Source organism: Bradyrhizobium sp. LHD-71, from assembly GCF_031157255.1.
In the GTDB taxonomy this organism is placed as follows: domain Bacteria; phylum Pseudomonadota; class Alphaproteobacteria; order Rhizobiales; family Xanthobacteraceae; genus P52-10.
The window spans coordinates 159,446-176,731 of record NZ_JAVIFX010000009.1; the positions used below are offsets into that span (position 1 = coordinate 159,446).

Sequence of the window (17,286 nt, forward strand, 5' to 3'; positions counted from 1 at the left end):
ATGGCGCCGGCGAACGACCATATCATTCGCGTGTCCGATCTCACGGTCGGTTTCGGCGAGAGGCTGATCTTGGAGGAGCTCAATCTCGAGGTCAGGAAGGGCGAGATTCTCGGCTTCGTCGGTCCGTCGGGCGCGGGCAAATCGGTGCTGATGCGCGCCATCATCGGGCTGATGCCGAAGCGCGCCGGACGCATCGAGGTGATGGGGATCGATCTCGGCGCGGTCGACGGCGCTGCCCGACGCAATGTTGAGCGGCGGTGGGGCATCCTATTTCAGCAGGGCGCGCTGTTCTCGTCACTGACGGTACGGCAGAACATCCAGTTCCCGATCCGCGAATATCTCGACGTGTCGCAGCGGCTGCTCGATGAGATCACCGTTGCCAAGCTGTCCATGGTCGGGTTGAAGACAGAGGCGGTCGATCGCTATCCCTCGGAACTGTCAGGCGGCATGATCAAGCGCGTCGGCCTTGCGCGCGCTCTGGCCCTCGATCCTGAGATCGTCTTTCTCGACGAGCCGACCGCAGGGTTGGATCCGATCGGGGCTGCGGCCTTCGACGAGCTCGTGCGCACGCTGCAGCGCACTTTGGGCCTGACGGTTTTCATGGTAACCCATGATCTCGACACGCTTTATACGTCGTGCGACCGGATTGCGGTGCTGGGGGATCGCAAGGTCATTGCCATCGGCACGACGAAGGACATGGAAGCCTCCCAGCATCCTTGGTTGAAATCCTATTTCCACGGCAAACGCGGCCGCGCGGCGGCAGGTTAGGTTCCGGAGAAAAACGCATGGAGACACGGGCAAATTATGCGCTGATCGGCGGCTTCACGCTGCTGGTGCTGCTGGCTGCCTTCGGCTTCGTGGTCTGGTTTCAGAATGTCGGCACGGCCAAGACCCGCATCGGCTACCGCATCGTCTTCGATGGCGCCGTAACGGGATTGCGCACGGGCGCGAATGTGAACTTCAACGGCATCCGGATCGGCGAAGTCGACTCGGTCAAGATCGACGATCCGCACACCGTCGTCGCCATCATCAAGGTCGAGCGCAAGGCGCCGGTTCGCAAGGACACCCGGATCGGTCTGGAGTTTCAGGGCCTGACCGGCATTGCCGCGATTTCAATGAAGGGCGGCGATGTCAATGCGCCTGAGGTGGAGCCGGACGCCGATGGCGTACTGACGCTGCACGCCGATCCCGGCTCGAGCCAGGACTTTACCGAAGCCGCACGCGCGGTGCTGCAGAACGTCAACCGGCTCGTGACCGACAATCAGGAGTCGATCCGCAACGCGGTGAAGGGCATCGAGGCTTTCTCGGCGACGCTGGCGGAGAACTCCAAGCGTATCGACAGCGTGATGACCGGGCTGGAGATGATGGTCAACAAGGATGGCAAGGGCGAGCTGCAGGCGGCGATCGCCTCGTTCAAGGAGCTGACCGACAATCTCGACACGCGCACGGCGGAGATTTCCAGCGGCGTCAACAAGCTCACCGCGACCGGGACCAAGGAGATCTCGGTGCTGGTGTCCGACGCGCGCAGGACACTCGGCGACATCAGCATTGCGTTCCGCAACATCGACAAGAACCCGTCACGGCTGCTGTTCGGCGGACCGCCGCCGCAAAGCAACGAGGCGCGTGCGCAGGGACGGCGCTAGTTAACTGTCGCAAGCTGTTCGGCGCGGCTCATCCGTTCAGTAGCGAGGGCTGTCGTGCACAGTGCACGGGAGCCGTCGTTCAGGCTCACGCGATCTGCAGGAGCGGGTCTCACCCTGCAAGAAACCCGCCGTCGACGGCCACAACCGTGCCTGTCGCATACTGGGAGGCGGGCATGCACAGAAACACGACGGCCCCGGCAACGTCCTCCGGCTGGCCCCAGCGCTTGAAGGCGGTGCGGTCGGCGATGCGCTGGTAGTGCGCCTGATCCGAACGTCCGGCGGCATTGATGGCCGTCTCGATGTATCCCGGAGCGACCGCGTTGACGCGAATTCCTTCTTCCGCCCAGGCCAACGCCAGCGCCTTGGTCAGCATGACGACACCGCCTTTGCTGGCGCAATAGGCCGGGATCCGCGGCAGCGCCAGCGTCGCATTCATCGACGCGATGTTGACGATCGAGCCTTTGCTGTTTGCCAGTGCCGGACGAAAGGCGAGACAGGTCCGAAACGTTCCCGTCAGGTTGACATCGAGGACCTTCGCAAACATCTCGATTTCGTATTCCTTGTCACGGGCGAGGATACCCGCGCAGTTGATCAGTGCATCGACGCGTTCATGCTTGAGCGCGAAAGAGGCGACAGCCTTGTCGTCGGTGACGTCGAGCGGAGCGAGCTGCAATCCTGGCCGCGGCTTGAGCAGCGTTCTCGCGATGTCGGCCTCGTCGACGCCGGTTGCCGTGACTGCCGCGCCGAGATCGCAGAACAGATTGGCGATGGCGGCGCCGATGTCGCCGGCGCCGCCGATCACGACGGCATGAAATCCAGGGGTAAGCGAAAACGGACGGTCTATCGGCATTGCTTGTCTCACTTGGCGGATCGTGACGGTGGCGCAGTCGACTCTCGCACCACCAGGGAGTGATAGACTTCGTGATGCATGATCGTTTGTTCGCCGGCGAGGTGACGGACCAGGAATTCGCCGGCCCGCTGCCAGGTTTCTCCTGTCGGAACGTGAATGGTGGTCAGGCTCGGCCGCAGATGCCGGCTCCAGTCGAGGTCATCGAAACCGACCACCGAGAGATCGCGCGGCACGGAAAACCCGCTCCGTTCCGCTTCCAGCAGTACGCCGTAAGCTATGACGTCGTTGCCGCATACCACCGCAGTCGGCCGCTCTTCGAGGCTGAGGAGATAGCGAGCGGCTTCGCGCGCATCGTCCAATGCATATGGCACTTCGACGTGCCATTGCGGGGGTAGCGTGATGCTGCTGTCGGCGAGCGCTCGGCGGAATCCGGCAACGCGGGCGCTCGCGCGGTCATTGTTGCGCTGGAGAGCGGAGACAATCCCGATCCGGCGATGACCGAGCTCGATGACATGCATCGCGGCGCGGTAGGCCGCGGCTTCGTTGTTCGTGCCGACGCAAGGGTAGGGCCGATCGGGCCGGTAGATTCCGACGTTGATGAAGGGCACGGCATTGTCGGCGAGCATCTTGCGCAGAGCGTCGTGATGGCAGTCGCCGCGCAGCACGAGCCCGTCGACGCCGCGGCTGACGAGATTGCGCGCCTGCTGTAGTTCGACGTCGAGGTCGTAGCCGGTCGTCGTCAGGAACAGCATGTAGCCTACGGACGAAAGATAGCTCTGCAGCGATGCGATGCCGCGCGCAAACATCGTGTTGTCGATCGTCGGCACGATTGCCCCGAGCGTGCGCGAGCGGCGCGACGAAAGGATCCGGGCCGGTGCGTGCGGAATGTAGCCGACCGCATCGATCGCCTGTGCAATGCGCGCCCGCAGTGATGCGCTGACGGATTCCGGCTTGTTGATCGCGCGTGAGACGGTCGCAATCGAGACTCCGGCTCGCTCGGCAACCGCGCGAATGCCTTGTTTCGACGACCTCGCAGTGAGCAAGCTCATTTGGCCAATGTAACGTTACAAACTGCGCGCAAGCGCGTGGGCGTAATCTCCGATCATTCTGCACCTTGCACGGCATTTTGTCTACTTGCTTGACAGCGCCAGCTCGGTGCTTAGGATGTAAACGGTTTCAAAAAGGCCGCTGCCGGATCGGGGGGGAGGAGTCCATGATGGCCAGGATGTTTGCGGCATGCGCGGCCTTGACGCTTGTTGCGGTCGGCACTGCCACTCCGAGCGCGCGCGCAGCCGATTTCGACTGGAAGAAATTCCAGGGCAAGACCGTCACCTTTCTGGTCAACAACAATCCGGTCGCGCAGGCGCTTCTGACCTACAAGAGCGATTTCGAAAAGCTCACCGGCATGACGCTCAAGGTGGACAGCTACCAGGAGCAGCAGATGCGCCAGCGCCTGGTCACCGTGATGAACGCGCGCAGCGACGAGGTCGATGTGTTCATGACGTTGCCGTCGCGAGAGGGCGAGCAGTTCGCCGCCGCGGGTTGGTATGCTGATCTATCGGCGATGTCGAAGGATCAGGCGGCGAAGGATTACGACCTTGCCGGCCTGAGCCAGGCCCTGCGCAAGGCAGGTACCTTCAATGGCAAGCTGACCAGCATGCCGATGAACATCGAGGGGCCTATCCTCTATTACCGTACCGACATCTTCAAGAAATGCGGGATCGAGGCGCCGGCCACCATCAAGGACCTCGAAGCCGCGGCACAGAAGATCAAGTCGTGCGACAGCGCGGTTACGCCTTTCGTCTCGCGCGGGCTGAAGCCGGCGGTCGCCTACACGTTCAGCAACGTGTTGCACAACGTCGGCGGTAGCTACATCGTTGATGGCAAATCGAACCTTTGCTCGCCAAAGGGCAAGGAGGCGCTGGAGAGCTATAGCCGGTTGCTGCGAGACTTCGGTCCACCCGGCGTGGTCAATTACAGCTTCCAGCAGATATCGGCGCTCTATCGCAGTGGCCGTGCGGCGATGTCGTTCGAATCCTCCAATGAGTTGCGCACCGTGATGGAAGGCGGCGCGCGACTTAAGGACACTGGCCTGGCGCCGTTCCCGGCGGGAGAGGCCGGACAGGTGCCGACCGCCATCGGCTGGGGCATGGCCGTCTCCGCTCACTCAAAACAGCCGGATGCCGGATGGTACTTCGTGCAGTGGGCGACGAGCCCGGAGATTCAGAAGCGCATGGCGCTGCAGGGCATCGCACCGCCGCGCCCGGCGGTCGCCAACGATCCGGAATACCGCAAATGGATCGAGGAGGAGCCGGTGCGAAAGCAATGGCAGGCTGCGCTCGACGTGCTGGCGACAAAAGGCTCCTCGGAAGTCGGTTACCCGATCGTGGCCAACCCTGAATCGCGCGAGTTCATCGGGCAGGCGGTGCAGGACCTGATCCTGAAGCAAAAGCCCATCGACCAGGCTTGCGCCGATGCGGACAAGGCGCTCGATGCGCTGATCGCGCAGAAATAGCAGTGAGGCGTTGGCTGTATGGCGTCTGCCGCCGATGCCCCAGTTCAGGGCCAGAGCGATGGTGAAAGAAGCACAGGCATGTCCGGGGCTGCTGCCGCATTGACGCAGGATCGGCAGAGACTGGAGTTGGCGGCGCTCTCGGCGCCGGCAGTGATCTTCACTGCCGCAATGATTGCGTTCCCCGTCGTCTACACGGTTTGGCTTGGATTTCAGAGCTTCTCGTCCACGGGCCGGCAGTCCTTCGTCGGCCTGGACAACTATTCGAAGTTGGTTGCCGATCGTGAGTTCTGGCACGGGCTGTGGGTGACATTCGCGCTCTATGTCCTTTCGCTCGTTCTGCAGGTCGTGCTCGGCGTCTGGCTGGCGCTTGCCTTGTTTCACGCCAAGCGCTTGCCGGGGATCGTGCGCTCGCTGTTCATTTCACCGTTCATGATGCCGCCCGTCGTTGCCGGCATGATGTGGCTCGTGATCCTGGATCCGTCGCTCGGCGCGGCCAATTACATCCTCCAATTCCTTGGCCTGCCGCCGTCGGAGTGGCTGGCATCGCCGACCTGGGTCATCCCAACCGTGGCCTTGATCGACACCTGGCAATGGACGCCATTTGTCGCGCTGATCGTGCTTGGCGGTCTGCAATCGTTGCCGCCAAGCGTATATGAGGCCGCCCAGATCGACGGCGCGTCGGCATTCAAGACCTTTCATCGCATCACACTGCCGCTGTTGCTGCCGACAATCGTCACTGCGGCCATTCTGCGCAGTGTGGACCTGTTGCGATTCTTCGACATCATCTACATCACGACCCAGGGCGGCCCTGGCAACGCGTCGAACACGCTCAACATCTACGGCTTCCGCGTCGGTTTCGAGTTCTTCAACATCGGCTATGCGAGTGCGTTGATGCTGACGCTGACCGCGATCGTGTTCGGAGCGGTACTTGCGTTCAACCGCTTGCGCAACGCTGTCGCCTGGTGAGGTAAATCAGTGACGGAAGCACCCACAGTCGATATCTGGATCCGGCGGCTGAACCTGCTTCAGCTCATCGTCGCCGGGGTCATCATCCTGGCGCCGACCGTCTGGATGGTGCTGTCCTCATTGAAGCCGTCGTTCGAGGTGACCGCCTATCCGCCGACGCTGCTGTTCTCGCCGACGCTCGAGAACTATGTGCAGTTGACCGAAACGACACCTTTCCTCGATTACGCAATCAACAGCCTGATCGTGACGATCGGATCGACCGGACTTGGGTTGCTGTTCGGAATTCCCGCCGCCTTCGCCGTATCCTGGACGCGGATTTCCTGGCCGGCCATATTGACGTTGGCGGCGCGCATGGCGCCCGGAACGCTATTCCTGTTGCCGTGGTATGTCATGTTCCGTCAGGTCGGCATGATCGGCTCCTACAGCGCACTTATTCTCAGTCACGCTGTCATCACGCTGCCGATCATCATATGGATCCTGCTGCCCTCGTTCGACGCCATTCCGCGAAGCATTTTCGAGGCCGCGCAAGTTGACGGCTGCAGTGTGACGCGCATTCTCTGGCGGATCGCCTTGCCGCTGGTGGCCTCCGGCATCGCGGTCGCCGCCATTCTCGCCTTTGTGTTCTCCTGGAACTACTTCCTGTTCGCGCTGGTTCTGTCGAATGGCGACAGCAAGACGCTGATTGCGGCCGCATTCAATTTCATCGGCGAAGGATCGACGCAGTGGGGAGCGCTGATGGCGGCAGCAACCCTGATCGCACTGCCTCCGCTCATCCTCGCGATGCTGGTTCAGCGCTGGCTGGTCTCCGGACTGACGCTCGGCGCAGTGAAGGGTTAGGTGTTTCGATGAGCGTCTCTCCACTCCCCAATTCGAACATGCAGGCGGCAGTGTTTCACGGCGGCGAGCGCATCACGATCGAGCGCGTCGCGATTCCGGATGTTGCGGCGGGCGAAGTGCTGGTGCGGGTTTCGCGAACGGCGCTCTGCGGGTCGGACTTCAAGCTCTGGCACAAGGGTGCAGAATTCACCGCCGGTCACGAGATCTTTGGTGTGGTCGAACAGCCCGGTCATCGCCTGCACGGACATCGCTGCGCCGTTTACATCCCGCTGCACTGCGGGCATTGCGCCGCGTGCCGACGTGGCGATACACAGATGTGTCTCGAGGTCTCGAGCCTGATCGGCTGGAACCGGCCGGGTGGCTATGCCGAATATGTGCCGGTGCCGGAGAACTGTCTGCTGCCGGTCCCCGACGATATCGAAGATCGATTGGCGCCGCTGTTGCTCGATGTGATTGGCACATCCGGACACGCGGTACGCTTCGTCAGCCGCGTTGTTCCGCCGGAGGAGGCTGGCCCAGTTCTGGTGATGGGCGCCGGACCAGTCGGACTGGGTGTGGTGCTGGCGCTGCGCAGCCTTGGCTACAGCGACATCTACGTGGCCGATCCGAACACGGCGCGGCTGGCAATCGCCCAATCCTTTGGCGCCAAGGCGCATCCGGTTGGCGATACCTCGATGCGCTTTGCGCTGATCATGGAGTGCTCGGGCGCGCATGCGGCGCGCAATCTCGGCATCGAGCTGGTGCTGCCGCGCGGCGCCTTGGTGCTCGTCGGCGAGAACGCGGCACCCTGGACCATCGAGGAAGGCAAAGTGTTTCGGCGCAAGGATTTCTACATGATCCGCACCTTCTATTTTCCGATCGCCGATTTCGAGCCGAACGTCGCGCTGCTGCGCCAGTTCAAGGAGGAGTATCGCGTTCTCGTCGATGGCGAGTTCGGCCTGACGGCTCTGCCGGAGAATTTTGCGCGGTTCGCCCGCGGCGAATTGATCAAGCCTGTTCTCGCGCTGGATTAATATTGTGGCATCGATCTCCATTCGCAGCTTGATCAAGCGGTACGGCAACTACACCGTCATTCCCAATCTCGACCTCGAGATCGCGGATCACGAGTTCGTCGTGTTCGTCGGCCCTTCCGGCTGCGGCAAGTCGACCCTGCTCAGGATCATCGCCGGCCTTGAGCCCATCACGTCGGGCGATCTTTATATCGCCGATAAGCGCGTCAACAGCGTTCCGGCCGCGCAGCGCGACATCGCCATGGTGTTCCAGGACTACGCGCTCTATCCGCATATGCGCGTATACGAAAACATGTCCTTCGCGCTCGAGTTGCGCGGCACGTCCAAGGCGGAGATCGACGCGCGCGTGAGACGCGCTGCGGCCCTCCTGCACATCGAATCCTATCTTGATCGCAAGCCCAAGGAGCTGTCGGGCGGCCAGCGCCAACGCGTGGCAATGGGGCGTGCAATCGTGCGCAACCCCAAAGCCTTCCTGTTCGATGAGCCGCTGTCGAACCTCGATGCCAAGCTGCGTGGCCAGGTGCGAGCCGAGATCAAGGCGTTGTCGCAGCAGCTCAAGACGACCATGGTGTTCGTCACGCACGATCAGGTCGAAGCCATGACGATGGCCGACCGGATCGTGGTGATGCAAAGCGGCACCGTTCAGCAATACGACACACCGGAAGCGGTCTATGAGCGGCCGGCCAACAAGTTCGTTGCAGGCTTCATCGGTTCGCCTGCCATGAACTTTTTTCCGCTGGAGTTGCACGGGGACCGGATTGTCTTTTCGCAGGACGGCACGACGGCCCCGCTCGACGTAGAGTGCCAAGGTTTGTTGCACCAGGCGGGCAATGGCGTGCTTGGGATCCGCCCCGAGCATTTCGCGGTGACGGGCGAGGCCGCTGACGGTATTGCAGCGATTATCAAGTTGGTCGAGCCGCTTGGTTCGGATACGCTGGTTCATTTCGATCTTGCAGGTGTGTCAGCCATCGCGCGGGTCGATCCGTCGCTGCGGCCGAAAGTCGGCGATCGTCTCAACCTGCGCCCGCAGCCCGGAAAGACGCATCTCTTCGACGGCACCGATGGCAGGGTGCTGCGGTGAATCAGCGGAACGGGCGCGAGAAAGAATTGTCCCTGGACGACCTTGCCACGCAGGCGGGACATGTCCGCGTGATCTGCCTCGGCCTGTCGGCTCTCGATCAGGTCTGGCGCGTCGACCGGCTGTTTTCCGGTGAAAGCGAAAAGATCAAGAGCTTGGACTATTCGATGGTCGGCGGCGGCATGGCGGCCAACGCCGCGGTGGCCATTGCCCGGCTCGGCGGTGCCGTCGCCTTCTGGGGGCGCGGCGGGGACGATGCGGCGGGGCACGAGATGCGATCGGCGCTTACCGGCGAACGCATCGATGTCGCGAACTTCCGCTTGTTCGCAGATGGCCGTTCGTCCGTCTCTGGCGTGATCGTCGACAAATCCGGTGAGCGCCAGATCGTCAACTTCCGTGGTTCCTATCCCGAACAGGCGGGCTGGCTTCCGCTTGAGGAGGTTGCCGACGCCTCTGCCGTGCTCGCCGACCCGCGCTGGGTCGAGGGCGCGGCGACGCTGTTCAGCAAAGCGCGCGCGCTCGGTGTCCCGACGGTTCTTGACGGCGACGTCGCCGATGCGGAGGTGTTCGAGCGCCTGCTTCCGCTCACGGACCACGCCGTGTTTTCCGAACCGGCGCTCGCAGCCTTCGCTGGTTCAGCCAGCGGCGCGTCATTGGCGAGCCTCGCGCGCTTCCATTGTCGCGTCGTCGCAGTGACGCGCGGGCAGGACGGCGTGAGCTGGCTTGAGAATGGCCGAGAGCAAAGGCAGGCGGCGTTTCCGGTCGATGTCGTCGATACCACCGGTGCAGGGGACGTTTTCCACGGGGCCTACGCCTTTGCGATCGGCGCCGGCCTCGAGGTGCGAGACGCCATGGCATTCGCCGCCGCGACCGCGGCGATGAAATGCACGCATTCGGGCGGACGCGCCGGAATTCCTACCATCGACGACTGTCTTGCATTCATAAGGAAGAGTCAGTGAGAACAATTGGAAAGAACCGCGGCCTCGCACGCCTTGCCGACGCGGATGGTCACTTTCGTATGGTTGCGCTCGATCAGCGTCCGCCGCTGTTCGAAGCCATTGCGCAGGCAAAAAACATCACCAGGGATCAGGTCCAGTATTCAGACGTGACGGCAGCCAAGCGCCTGCTCGTCGAGGCGCTGGCGCCGTATTGCAGCTCGATGCTGTTCGATCCCAATTTTGCGGTGCCTGCAGCCATCGACGTGCTGCCCGCACGTTGCGGCCTGATCATGACGCTCGAAGAGCATCGGGTCGAGGAGACGCAGGGCGGCCGCAGGTCGAAAGCCATCGCGAACTGGAGCGTTGAGAAGATCCGGGCGATGGGCGGTGACGCGGTGAAGGTACTGGCCTGGTACCGGCCCGATGCCGATGCGAGCGTCAATGAGCATCAGAGACGGTTCGTGCGCGAGATTGGTCAGGAGTGCGCCCGTTACGACGTCCCGTACGTGCTCGAATTGCTGGTCTATCCATTCCTCGGCAGTGCCAACCATACGCCGGACTATGTGGAGTCGCCGGGCAAGCTACCCGAACTGGTGATTGAGAGCGTACGGGAGTTCGCCAAACCCGAATATGCCGTCGACTTGTTGAAACTTGAAAGCCCGCTGGCCGCCGCCAGTTTGCCTCCACGGGATGGCAGCGCCGCAGCGCGCGCCGCACAGAAAGAGTTCGACGCCATTGGTGATATTTGCCGCGAGCAGGGAATTCCCTGGGTGCTGCTATCGGGTGGGGCAGCGCGCGAAAAGTTCGAGCGCGTGCTGGACTTTGCCTACGCTGCCGGTGCCGGCGGATTTCTGGCTGGTCGCACCATCTGGCTCGAGGCCGTGCGCAGGCACTTCCCCGATCGTAACGCGGTTGCAGCCAGCCTGCGGCAGGACGGTGTCGCTGTGCTGGAAGGGCTCAATGCGCTGACAAAGGCCAACGCCAATGCCTGGACGGCGCGCTTTCCGGCCTTCAGCGATATCAAGCAGGAAGGCGATTTCGCCCGGGCCTACTGAGGCTGTCGAAGTCGTCCCTTGTTGGGCGAGAGATACACGTAGCGCTTAGCGCGCAGCGCGCTCGATCGCGTGAGCCGCCTCCAGCAGGATTTCGGCAACCTCGTGCTCGCGACGTGGGCCGAGACGCACACGTACCGCGGAAACCGTCAACGCGGCGATCGGACGGTTGTCCGCGGTCTTGATCCAGGTGGAGATCGATTTCGTTTCCTGCACCAGTCCGACCTCGCGCAGGTTATAGCCCCTCCGTCGGGCAACGGCGATCTGCGTGAGAACCGTCGCTGCGTCGGTCCTGTAGGGCGCGAACCTCACTTCGTTGGCGGTCACGATCTTTCTCGCCTCGTGAGCGGGCATTGCCGCCAGAATTGCGACGCCAGCACTGCTGACGCCCAGCGGTCGTCGAGCGCCGACCTCGATGGACAACACCTGGATGGGATAGGAGCCGATCCGGCGGTCGACACAGAGCGTGTCGTTGCCGGTGCGCACCGTCAGGAACAGCGTGTCACCGACCGCCCGCGATGTCCGGCTGAGAACGTCATCTGCCGCCGCAGCCAACGGGAAGCGCGTCGAACGCGCGAGCGCCAACTCGGGCACTTGTCGGCCGACCGCATAGCGTCCGGTCTTTTCGTTCCGCTCCACGATGCCTTCTTCGATCAGCACATGGACGAGACGGTGCACCGTGGGGCGAGTTAGTCCGGTCGCCTGAACGACTTCGGCGAGCGGCAATCCCGCCTCGCGGCCCGCCGCAAGGATGCGCAAGACCGCGAGCGCGCGCCGGATCGTCTGCGCGCCTTTCCGTGGCGGCTGAACTTTGTCATCTGACTTCATGGCCTGACGCCTTTTGCTCATATGGCCCATGGCTTCTCACTTGTTGCAGACGGCTTTGCCGTCCACAATGTGGACAAAAACCGCACAATTCGATCGACAGGTAAAGCCCCGGAATCGAATGATCGCGCCGCAGGTCGATGCACCAGCGGCGCGCAAAGCCGCTCGGTCGAACAAAAATGATGGATCTGCACCCGTCAAAAAAGGGTTGTGGGAGACATGATGAGATTTCTCGCCGTTGCAATCGCTGCGTTCGCCGCATTCGCCAGCCCGGCGGTAGCAGAGCAGTGGCCCACGCGGATCGTCCGGCTGATCGTGCCATACCCGGCCGGCGGAAATGTCGATAGCGCCGCACGTATTGTCGCGGACAAACTGCAGCAGCAGTTCGGCCAGCCATTCATCGTCGAGAACAAGCCGGGCGCCGGCGGGCTCGTTGCCGGCGAAGCGTTCGCGAAGGCGCCGAAGGACGGCTACACGCTGTTCATTGGCGCGAACGGCCCGGTGCTGTTCGCTCCGGAAATCAACAAGCGCGACGCCTATCAGTGGAAACGGGATTTCCTGCCGATCACGACCATCTCGATGACCCCGCTGGTGCTCGAGGTTCACCCGTCTGTAAAGGCCGGATCGTTGAAAGAGCTTTTCGAACTGGCGCGCCGGGAGCCGGGCAAGCTGACGATGGCGTCGCCGGGGCCGGGCACGACCAATCACCTGCTCAGCGAGCTGGCGCAGGCTGAACTCGGCCTGCAGTGGCTCACCGTTCAATACCGCGGCAACGCGCCTGCAACCAACGATCTGATTGGCGGGCACGTACAGTTCGCCTTTGATCAGCTATCCGTCGCACTGCCGCAGATCAAGGCCGGCACTGTGCGCGCGCTCGCCGTCACCAGCACTGCAAGGTTGCCGTCGCTGCCGGACGTGCCGACCTTCGCCGAACTCGGCTTCAAGAATTTTGATGCGCAGACCTTCACGGGCGTGTTCGCGCCGGCAGGGACGTCACCTGAAATCGTGAAGAAGCTCTACGACAGCCTGGCCGCGATTCTGAAAGATCCGGAAGTGGTCGAGAAGTTTGACGCGCTCGGCGCGCAGGCCGTTGCGATGACGCCCACGGAATTCAGCGCCTATCTCGAACGAGAGGACGCCAAGTGGATCCCCGTGGTCCGCAGGGCCAACATCAAGGCCGAGTGATCCCTTAAAGCGAGGCACGCACGGGACGGGGACGGGTATGCGCATAGATCCCTCAGATATGGGCGCCGAACAGGTTTACAGGCTGATCACCGGCGTCGTGGTGCCGCGTCCGATTGCCTGGGTCACCAGTCTTTCAGCGACGGGCGTACTCAACCTTGCGCCGTTCAGCGCCTTTACGTTCGTCTCGCCGAAGCCGCCAATGCTCGCAATCAGCGTCGGCCGCAAGGCTGGCGTCTATAAGGATACGGCTCACAACATTCTCGATACGAAGGAGTACGTCATTCACATCGCCGATGCGCCGCTGATGAACGCGGTGCACGAGAGCTCGGTGGAGCATCCGGCCGAGGTCAGCGAGGTCGAGCAGCTCAACCTCGAAACCGCACCCAGCGAGTGCATCAAGGTCCCGCGGCTGGTCGCGCCGCCGGTCGCGATGGAATGCCGGTTTCAGCAATGTTTTGAGTTCGGCGAGGCTCGCAGCCGGCTCATCGTCGGCGAAGTCGTGATGTTTCACATACGCGAAGGGCTCTACGGAAACGGCAAGATCGAAACCGAGGCGCTTGATCCGATCGCCCGCATTGCAGGTCCTCGCTATGCCCGGCTCGGCGAAATCGTGACGTTGCGGACGGTGTTCCAGACCCCGAAGTCGATCGAGTAGCGACCCCTGTGGACACCGAACGCCATCGCCATCACGCGGCGGCCTGAACATTCTTGAGGACCAAAGACGATGCGACTTCTGAGCTATCTTGTGGACGGCGAACCCCGCTATGGGGCAGTCACGGACGGCGGCGTTGTCGACCTGACGGCGCGGATCGGACGCGACTTTCCGGATCTGCAGGCTCTGATCGCACGTGACGGGCTTGCGGCCGGCCGGAAGGCAATCGCGGATCAAAAGCCGGATCATGCGCTGGAGCGACTGACGTTGCTGCCGCCGATTCTTGCCCCGGAAAAGCTCTGGTGCATCGGTGTGAACTACAAGGACCGCAACGCCGAATACAAGGACAACTCTGACTTGCCGAAATATCCGAGCCTGTTTGTCCGCAACATCGGATCGGTTGTCGGATCCGGACAGCCGATCGAAAAGCCGAAGGTGTCGGAGCAGCTCGATTACGAAGGTGAGCTTGTCATCGTAATAGGTAAGGAGGGACGCCACATTGCGCGCGAGCAGGCATGGTCGCACATTTTCGGAATGACGCTCTGCAACGAGGGCAGCGTCCGCGACTGGCTGCACCACGGCAAGTTCAACGTGACGCAGGGCAAGAATTTCGACCGCTCGGGCAGCATCGGGCCGTGGGTCGTGACGGCGGATGAATGCGATCCGAAGGGGCCGCACGATATCATCACCCGTGTGAACGGCGAGGTGCGTCAGCAGGACAGCACCGAGCGTTTGATGTTCCCGTTCGATGTCCTGATTGCCTATCTTTCGACGTTCGCGACGCTGAAAGCCGGAGACATGATCGTGACCGGCACGCCGACCGGCGCTGGCGCGCGTTTTGATCCGCCGCGCTGGCTGAAGCCGGGAGACGTCGTCGAGGTGGAATCGTCGCAAATCGGCGTGCTTCGCAACACGGTCGTTGCGGAAGGCTGACGGCATGCTCGACCAATCCACCATCAACCGTCTGGCAGAGCGGCTCGACGAGGCAGAACGGAGCAAACGGCTGATCGGGATGTTCACGCGTGAGCATCCTGGGATGACGATCGAGGACGCCTACGCGATCCAGCGATCCTGGACGCGTCTGCAGCTTGACCGCGGTCGTGTCATCCGCGGCCACAAGATCGGCCTGACCTCCAGGGCCATGCAAAGTGCTGTCGGTATCGACGAGCCGGACTACGGCGTCCTGTTCGCGGACATGTTCTATCCCGACGCGAGCACGGTGCCGTTCGACCGCTTTCACGCACCGCGCATCGAGGTCGAACTTGCCTTCGTGCTGAAGGCGCCGCTGCGCGGGCCGGACTGCTCGATCTTCGACGTCCTCAATGCAACCGATTACGTCACGCCCGCGCTTGAAATCCTCGAAACCCGCATGCACCGCGTCGATCCTGAGACCGGGCAGGCCCGCAAGGTCATGGACACGATTTCGGACAACGCCGCGAACGCCGCCCTGGTGGTAGGTGGCAGACCGTTCCGACCGCTCGAAGCCGATATGCGCTGGATCGGCGCGCTATTGTTCCGCAATGGCCAGATCGAGGAGACAGGGCTCGCTGCGGCCGTGCTCAATCATCCGGCGACGGGCATCGCCTGGCTTGCCAATCGCCTGACGCCCCACGACGAGCATCTCGCAGCCGGCGAGATCGTGCTGGCCGGTTCGTTCACCCGCCCGGTCGACATTCGCCGTGGTGATACATTCCATGCAGATTACGGAGCATTCGGCTCCGTATCCTGCCAATTCATCTGATCGAGGAGCGTCATGACGACTGCGGCGAGACGCAAAAGCATTCATATCGGCGGCTTCAAGCACGCCAATCCCATTCCGAACGCCTGCCGCATCGGCAATCTCGTGATGTCCGCGGTCATTCTCGGTCGCGATGCTGCCAGCGGCGGCATGCCGGAGAGCCTCGAGGCGCAGTGTGCCAACATGTTTGCGCATATGAAGGCCACTGTGGAAGCCGCGGGGGGGACCACCGACGACATCATCAAGATGACGGTGTGGCTCAAAGACCGCTCGCAGCGCGGGCCAGTGAATGTCGAATGGCTGAAGATGTTTCCGGACGAGCATTCACGTCCTGCGCGCCATTCGCTGCAGATGGATATGGAAGGCGGCGCGCTGGTGCAGTGCGATTTCACCGCCGTGATCGACTGAAAAGGATCTTCCCGTGCCGACTTATCTTCCGTTCGATCCCAATCCGCGTCGCCCTTCGAAACTGCCGCCGGCGGGGACCGTCGACAGTCAGTTTCACGTGCTCGGGTCGCTCGAGAAGTATCCCGTTCGTCCGGGCGCCGCCTACCAGATGCCGAGCGCGACCTGGGAGGCGGCGCTGCGGATGCACAAGACGCTCGGCATCGAGCGCGGCGTAATCGTGCAGACCACGACCTATGGCGCCGATCATGCGGTCGTGCTCGACGCTCTTGCGGCCATGGGACCGAACTACCGGGGTTGCGCCAATGCATTGGTGTTTGCCGAGGCCGACGATGCCTATCTGGTGAAGCTGCACGAGGCCGGGGTGAGGGGAGCACGCTTCAGCTTTCGCCAGGAACTCGGCGCCGTGCTTTCGGACAAGGATTTTGCACGTGCAATCGCGCGCATTCGCGAGCTTGGCTGGTACGCGAAAATCCAGCCGGAGAAGGACGGAATTGTCTCGAGCGTCGAGAAGTACCAGTCGCTTGATGTCCCGGTGCTGATCGATCACATGGCACGGCCGGATCCCGCGCGAGGCAAAGACGATCCCAACCTCCGCAAGATGCTGGAGCTGCTGTCGAAGGGCAATTTCTGGGTGATGCTGTCGCTCGGTGAGAAGACGTCCAAGGCAGGCCCGCCCTGGGATGACGTCATCCCGATTGCTCGCATCTATATCGAGGCCGCTCCCGATCGCTGCGTGTGGGCGAGCGACTGGCCGCATCCGGTTTCGGTGGTCCAGCCGCCCAATGATGCCGATCTGCTCGAGCTGATGTATCGTTACGCGCCCGATCAGGCGACGCTGGAGAACATCCTTGTTCGCAACCCTGCGAAGCTGTTCGGCTTTCCAGCGTAGTTCATGTCCTTGAACAACATGTTCTCTACCGGGCACGCCACAGGAAAAACGTGGCGTGTGCAGGAGAGCAGAGCAGTAATGGTGATCAGAGCCAGGGCAGCTCCTGCCGTTGAGCGGCCTCGAAGCGTTCGATCTCATTCCGGTAGGTGAGGGTCAGGTCGACGTCGTCGACGCCCTTCAGCAGGCAGTCCTTGCGGAACGGATCGATGTCGAAACGATCGGTTTGGCCGTCCGGGCCGGTGACGCTCTGTGTTGCCAGGTCGATCGAGATGGTCCGGCTGGGTGATTGATGCAGCATCTGCCGAATGGCGGCAACCCGCGCTTCGTCGAGCTTCACGGGAAGGGCGCCGTTCTGCAGGCAGTTGTTGAAGAAGATATCGCCGAAGCTCGGGGCAATGAAGGCGCGAAAACCATTGTCGAGCATCACCGTCACCGCGTTCTCGCGCGATGAGCCGCAACCGAAATTTCTGGCGGCGACGACGATCTTTGCGCCGGCAAACGCCGGTTTGTTCAAGATGAATTCGCCCCTGCTGCTGCCGTCAGGATTGAAGCGCAGATCGTGAAACATGGCATCGACCTGCGCCGCGCGCGGGCGGCCCAGGTATCGCGCCGGAATGATCTGATCGGTGTCGATGTTCGGCTGATCGAGTGGAACGGCCACGGCACTTAAGGAGGTGAAAGGGACCATTGCTCGTTGCTC

General features: G+C 62.4%; 19 protein-coding genes. 15 read left to right on the forward strand and 4 right to left on the reverse strand.

What is annotated here, in order from left to right:
* Both RCO31_RS12130 and RCO31_RS12135 read left to right on the forward strand, forming a co-directional pair.
* The gene (locus tag RCO31_RS12130) at positions 1 to 768 is read left to right on the forward strand and encodes an ABC transporter ATP-binding protein (protein WP_308968602.1); all 768 of its coding nucleotides are present in this window, start codon (positions 1 to 3) and stop codon (positions 766 to 768) included.
* Positions 769 to 785: 17 nt separating this feature from the next.
* On the forward strand, positions 786 to 1,643 hold the full coding sequence (locus tag RCO31_RS12135; RefSeq protein ID WP_308968603.1) for an MlaD family protein: 858 nt from the start codon (positions 786 to 788) through the stop codon (positions 1,641 to 1,643).
* A gap of 109 nt (positions 1,644 to 1,752) precedes the next feature.
* Here RCO31_RS12135 and RCO31_RS12140 read toward each other — a convergent pair whose 3' ends face one another.
* Together RCO31_RS12140 and RCO31_RS12145 are read right to left on the reverse strand one after the other, a co-directional pair.
* Positions 1,753 to 2,487: an SDR family oxidoreductase gene (locus RCO31_RS12140; protein ID WP_308968699.1), complete on the reverse strand. Its 735-nt coding sequence runs from the start codon at positions 2,485 to 2,487 to the stop codon at positions 1,753 to 1,755.
* A gap of 14 nt (positions 2,488 to 2,501) precedes the next feature.
* Positions 2,502 to 3,542, reverse strand: a complete 1,041-nt coding sequence (locus tag RCO31_RS12145; RefSeq protein ID WP_308968604.1) for a LacI family DNA-binding transcriptional regulator — start codon at positions 3,540 to 3,542, stop codon at positions 2,502 to 2,504.
* A 164-nt stretch (positions 3,543 to 3,706) separates the two neighbouring features.
* On the opposite strand from RCO31_RS12145, the gene RCO31_RS12150 reads away from it, so the two are divergent.
* The 7 genes from RCO31_RS12150 to RCO31_RS12180 all read left to right on the forward strand — a co-directional run bounded on the left by RCO31_RS12150 (position 3,707) and on the right by RCO31_RS12180 (position 10,892).
* Positions 3,707 to 5,008 carry a sugar ABC transporter substrate-binding protein gene (locus tag RCO31_RS12150; protein WP_308968605.1) on the forward strand — a complete coding sequence of 434 codons (1,302 nt, stop codon included), beginning with the start codon at positions 3,707 to 3,709 and terminating at the stop codon, positions 5,006 to 5,008.
* A gap of 78 nt (positions 5,009 to 5,086) precedes the next feature.
* On the forward strand, positions 5,087 to 5,974 hold the full coding sequence (locus RCO31_RS12155; protein ID WP_308968606.1) for a sugar ABC transporter permease: 888 nt from the start codon (positions 5,087 to 5,089) through the stop codon (positions 5,972 to 5,974).
* A gap of 9 nt (positions 5,975 to 5,983) precedes the next feature.
* A complete protein-coding gene (locus tag RCO31_RS12160; protein WP_308968607.1) occupies positions 5,984 to 6,811 on the forward strand; it encodes a carbohydrate ABC transporter permease in 828 nt (275 codons plus the stop codon).
* 8 nt (positions 6,812 to 6,819) lie between these two features.
* Positions 6,820 to 7,824 (forward strand): alcohol dehydrogenase catalytic domain-containing protein, encoded by a 1,005-nt coding sequence (locus RCO31_RS12165; protein WP_308968608.1) that lies wholly within the window; start codon positions 6,820 to 6,822, stop codon positions 7,822 to 7,824.
* Between the two features lie 4 nt (positions 7,825 to 7,828).
* Positions 7,829 to 8,902, forward strand: coding sequence for a sn-glycerol-3-phosphate ABC transporter ATP-binding protein UgpC (locus tag RCO31_RS12170; protein WP_308968609.1), 1,074 nt, complete (start codon positions 7,829 to 7,831; stop codon positions 8,900 to 8,902).
* A gap of 26 nt (positions 8,903 to 8,928) precedes the next feature.
* Positions 8,929 to 9,858, forward strand: a complete 930-nt coding sequence (locus RCO31_RS12175) for a sugar kinase (protein ID WP_308968610.1) — start codon at positions 8,929 to 8,931, stop codon at positions 9,856 to 9,858.
* Complete coding sequence (locus tag RCO31_RS12180) at positions 9,855 to 10,892, forward strand: tagatose 1,6-diphosphate aldolase (protein ID WP_308968611.1); 1,038 nt, start codon at positions 9,855 to 9,857, stop codon at positions 10,890 to 10,892. The genes RCO31_RS12175 and RCO31_RS12180 overlap by 4 nt, the downstream gene beginning before the upstream one ends.
* A 45-nt stretch (positions 10,893 to 10,937) precedes the next feature.
* On the opposite strand, the gene RCO31_RS12185 is transcribed toward RCO31_RS12180, so the two are convergent.
* A complete protein-coding gene (locus RCO31_RS12185) occupies positions 10,938 to 11,738 on the reverse strand; it encodes an IclR family transcriptional regulator (protein WP_374991466.1) in 801 nt (266 codons plus the stop codon).
* Between the two features lie 198 nt (positions 11,739 to 11,936).
* Here RCO31_RS12185 and RCO31_RS12190 point away from each other — a divergent pair, with 198 nt between their 5' ends.
* From RCO31_RS12190 to RCO31_RS12215, 6 genes are all read left to right on the forward strand, one after another.
* Positions 11,937 to 12,899 carry a tripartite tricarboxylate transporter substrate binding protein gene (locus RCO31_RS12190; protein ID WP_308968613.1) on the forward strand — a complete coding sequence of 321 codons (963 nt, stop codon included), beginning with the start codon at positions 11,937 to 11,939 and terminating at the stop codon, positions 12,897 to 12,899.
* 37 nt (positions 12,900 to 12,936) lie between these two features.
* Positions 12,937 to 13,554, forward strand: a complete 618-nt coding sequence (locus RCO31_RS12195; RefSeq protein WP_308968614.1) for a flavin reductase family protein — start codon at positions 12,937 to 12,939, stop codon at positions 13,552 to 13,554.
* Positions 13,555 to 13,623: 69 nt separating this feature from the next.
* Positions 13,624 to 14,484, forward strand: coding sequence for a fumarylacetoacetate hydrolase family protein (locus RCO31_RS12200; RefSeq protein WP_308968615.1), 861 nt, complete (start codon positions 13,624 to 13,626; stop codon positions 14,482 to 14,484).
* Positions 14,485 to 14,488: 4 nt separating this feature from the next.
* Entirely contained in the window at positions 14,489 to 15,292 is an 804-nt protein-coding gene (gene hpaH / locus RCO31_RS12205; RefSeq protein ID WP_308968616.1) for a 2-oxo-hept-4-ene-1,7-dioate hydratase, read from the forward strand.
* Positions 15,293 to 15,304: 12 nt separating this feature from the next.
* Positions 15,305 to 15,697, forward strand: a complete 393-nt coding sequence (locus RCO31_RS12210; RefSeq protein WP_308968617.1) for a RidA family protein — start codon at positions 15,305 to 15,307, stop codon at positions 15,695 to 15,697.
* A 13-nt stretch (positions 15,698 to 15,710) separates the two neighbouring features.
* Positions 15,711 to 16,586 (forward strand): amidohydrolase family protein, encoded by an 876-nt coding sequence (locus RCO31_RS12215; RefSeq protein ID WP_308968618.1) that lies wholly within the window; start codon positions 15,711 to 15,713, stop codon positions 16,584 to 16,586.
* 85 nt (positions 16,587 to 16,671) lie between these two features.
* On the opposite strand, the gene leuD is transcribed toward RCO31_RS12215, so the two are convergent.
* Positions 16,672 to 17,274 (reverse strand): 3-isopropylmalate dehydratase small subunit, encoded by a 603-nt coding sequence (gene leuD / locus RCO31_RS12220; RefSeq protein ID WP_308968619.1) that lies wholly within the window; start codon positions 17,272 to 17,274, stop codon positions 16,672 to 16,674.
* Between the last annotated feature and the right edge of the window lie 12 nt (positions 17,275 to 17,286).